Raw genomic sequence first — 3,154 nt, 5'->3', positions numbered from 1 at the left:
CTTACGCGATGATAAAAGCGTTGAACAAGCTTACTGGGTTAGGTATGCCTGAAACTTGTCGTATTGACTAAGAAATACGCGAAACGGGGTGGCTCTATCTCTAAATTTAATTACGCAACAAAGCCGCGTACAAATCTCAGTTCCTGCCGAACTTTAAGCAAATTCAACTTGGTTTAGAAAAGATTGGCAAGGTACATAAGGCACACATCAACTACTGCCAGTATTCATCGCGCTACCAAAAATACCTAAATGGCGAGAACCCAAACACCTTCAATCCAGCTTTTTCTAACGGCTCATTGGTCGATATTGGCTTCTACTGTGTTGCCGCGACAGTCGCGTTATTTGGCAAACCTGAAAATGCACAGGCTTCTGCAAAGCTACTTGATTCAGGCGTGGACGCACATGGCTGTGCGATCTTCCAATACCCTGAGTTTGATGTGACCCTTGCGCACTCCAAAGTCAGTGATTCTTATACGCCAAGTGAGATCCAAGGTGAACTAGGAGCGATCATCATCGATCACATCGCCGAATGCACCGACATTAAGATCCGCTACCGCGATGGCACGGTAGAAAACCTCACTCAAGCACAAAGCGAAAATTCAATGTGTTACGAGGCGCAAGCCTTTGCTAGTTGCATTGCTGGAGACAACACAACACAAGCGCAAGCCCAACAGCGCGCTTTAACGGTTGCTAAGTTAATTACAGAGATGCGCCAACAAGTTGGTGTCGTTTATCCGGCAGACAAATAACATCGCTGAACGAGTTAACAAACTGATTTTTAAGAAATACTGTTTTATGCATAACTAAATTTAATCTTTACGACAAATAACCGGATTAGTCGATTGGGGTGCCATCTGTTTAAATCCGCGTTCGATATCTATCGTATTTATTTAATTTATTGAAGGTGTGTAAAGTGTTTTCAGTTGACGATCGCGTTGTAGCAACAAAAGGTGTTGAGCTTGGTGAAATGGTAGTGACTGGCCTAAGTGCTGGTGGTGGCTACGTTCACGTTACAACGGTAGAAGGCGCAATGACGCTTACTTACCCAGCACAAGACCTTAAAAAAGCATAGTTTAACCACTCTGCTCTTTTAGTAGTCACTCTGCTAAAGGTAACAACATTGAGGCTTTGGCTGACTTCACTCTTCTGCATTAGAGTGAGCCGCCAGAGCCTTTTTTGTGCCCGTTATTTCTCACTAGCCTTCCCATTAGTCTACGCATTGCAGTAAAGCCGAATCCAACAGACAATAGAATTAATGAAAGAGTATTTATACCAAACACTTATTGTGTGTTGTTGATGCTTGCTGTTTATTAGTACTTAGCGTTTATTCACGCTTAATGTTCGTAATACTTTCTGATATATTAGCATTAACTTATATTTATAATATCCTGAACTAAGGGAAGCTATGAAGCTTTACATTTACGACCACTGCCCTTTCTGTGCAAGAGTTGCCTACATCGCTCAATCTTTAGGCTTGAACATCGAACTTGTTTCTGTGGATTATGATGATGCTCAAACCCTTATCGATCTGATCGGTAAGAAGATGGTGCCAGTCCTACAGAAAAACGACGGTTCGATTATGGCTGAAAGCCTAGACATCATTGTTTACTTCATGGATTCGAAATCAAGTGACGAGCAACGTGAGCCATCTGAGCAGGCTGCGCTTTTTCAAAGCCGCGCTTTCCCTCTTACTCAACAGATCGGACGCCCACGTTGGTGGAACCTCGACTTGGCTGAATATCGCTCTGCTGGAGCCAAAGAAGCTTGGCGTGCCAGTAAAGAGACCGACGGTTTTAACTTTGAAGAACTCTTGGAAAAGACCCCACAATTCGTTCAACTGATTAACCCATTACTGAAAGATGCCGAGCTATTACTGGACCTAGAGAATGGTGAGTCATCACTGCCTCTAATCGATCAAGCGGTGTATTTCTCGATGCTTCGTGGCTTCTGTGTTGAACCAAGCATCACATGGCCACCAGCACTTGAGCGTTGGTCAGAAAAACAGAGTCAAACGTTAGGCATCAAGCTTCTTTGCTAATTTGCTAAGTCGTTAGTCGTTAGTCGTTAGCAACGAGCCTAAACGAAAAATCGAAGCTCCCCGAACATTGTCCGTACGAGCTTCGATCCTTATGACTCAATTATTTTTTCTACAACAAGCGCCTTCTCAACCCTGTACGTTCCAAGATTCGTGTTGAAATTTCTTCAACCGATAGCGATGACGTGTTGATGTAAGGTATCGCTTCTCGGCGAAACATCGACTCTACCGTTTGCAACTCATACAAGCATTGCGAATCACTCGCGTATTCACTGCCAGCTAAACGGTTCTCTCGGATTTCAGTCAACCTTTCCGCATCAATGGTTAAACCAAACAGCTTGTGTCGGTAGATCTCAAATTCGGGTAACAGCTTCAAGCACGCCAGGTCATCATGAATGAACGGATAGTTCGCTACGCGCAAGCCAAACTGCATCGCCATATACAAACTTGTCGGTGTCTTACCGCTTCGAGACACACCCAATAGGATGATATCCGCCTCTTCAAGCCCTTTCAGCGTGATGCCATCATCATGAGCCAGCGTGTATTCAATCGCAGCAATACGGTCGAAGTACTTCACTGAATCTTTATTAACACTACGTGAACGCTGCAGCTTAGGCACCGGGGCCATTTGGGTATCGTCTTGCACTTTCTGCACAATACTCTCTAGCACGTCATAACAATGCGCTGGTGCCTCCAAGAGCTTCTGCTTGATGTCTGGAATCACAATCGAAAAAAAGACCAACGGGTGGTTGCCCGTATCACGATACGAAATTTCGATCTCTTTTAATAAATCAGAAAGTTTGTCCTCACTTTCGACAAACGGGAAGGTTTTTTCATTGGCTTCGAATGGGAATTGACCTAGAACAACATGCCCTAAAGTCTCACATGTTATGGCCGTTCCATCAGAAACATAGAATACATCACGACTTTGGATATCAATTTGCATTTTTTATTTAATGTTTAAAATTATTTTGAGTAGGATGGGAACCATAATATATACCCGTGATCATTGAAGGTGCTTGATTTTAGCCAAAATGAGGATCATGCTAGGTGACATGAAAATAACACTATCCAATGAACAAAAAATCACGCTGATTAACCAACACGATACGACTCGTG

3 protein-coding genes and 1 pseudogene are annotated in these 3,154 nt (G+C 43.4%); 3 read left to right on the top strand and 1 reads right to left on the bottom strand.

All coding sequences use genetic code 11. The features are described from left to right. Positions 1 to 125: 125 nt before the first annotated feature. From H5300_RS26180 to grxB, 3 genes and pseudogenes are all read left to right on the top strand, one after another. A pseudogene (locus H5300_RS26180) lies at positions 126 to 749 on the top strand (gfo/Idh/MocA family oxidoreductase); the annotation flags it as partial. A gap of 164 nt (positions 750 to 913) precedes the next feature. Continuing rightward, positions 914 to 1,072: a hypothetical protein gene (locus H5300_RS26175; RefSeq protein ID WP_004733064.1), complete on the top strand. Its 159-nt coding sequence runs from the start codon at positions 914 to 916 to the stop codon at positions 1,070 to 1,072. 333 nt (positions 1,073 to 1,405) lie between these two features. Next, positions 1,406 to 2,038 carry a glutaredoxin 2 gene (gene grxB / locus H5300_RS26170; protein ID WP_017083200.1) on the top strand — a complete coding sequence of 211 codons (633 nt, stop codon included), beginning with the start codon at positions 1,406 to 1,408 and terminating at the stop codon, positions 2,036 to 2,038. A 109-nt stretch (positions 2,039 to 2,147) separates the two neighbouring features. Here grxB and H5300_RS26165 read toward each other — a convergent pair whose 3' ends face one another. Further along, positions 2,148 to 2,981: a pyruvate, water dikinase regulatory protein gene (locus H5300_RS26165; protein ID WP_182797306.1), complete on the bottom strand. Its 834-nt coding sequence runs from the start codon at positions 2,979 to 2,981 to the stop codon at positions 2,148 to 2,150. Between the last annotated feature and the right edge of the window lie 173 nt (positions 2,982 to 3,154).

Source organism: Vibrio sp. SG41-7 (assembly GCF_014164465.1).
Taxonomy (GTDB): domain Bacteria; phylum Pseudomonadota; class Gammaproteobacteria; order Enterobacterales; family Vibrionaceae; genus Vibrio; species Vibrio splendidus.
Note: the sequence above shows the minus strand (reverse complement) of the source record. Positions and strands in the feature narration are given on the sequence as shown.

Bases quoted from the DNA above. Each gene is read 5' to 3' on its own strand.
- grxB (WP_017083200.1), top strand. From the start codon at position 1,406: ATGAAGCTTTACATTTACGACCACTGCCCTTTCTGTGCAAGAGTTGCC.
- H5300_RS26165 (WP_182797306.1), bottom strand. From the start codon at position 2,981: ATGCAAATTGATATCCAAAGTCGTGATGTATTCTATGTTTCTGATGGA.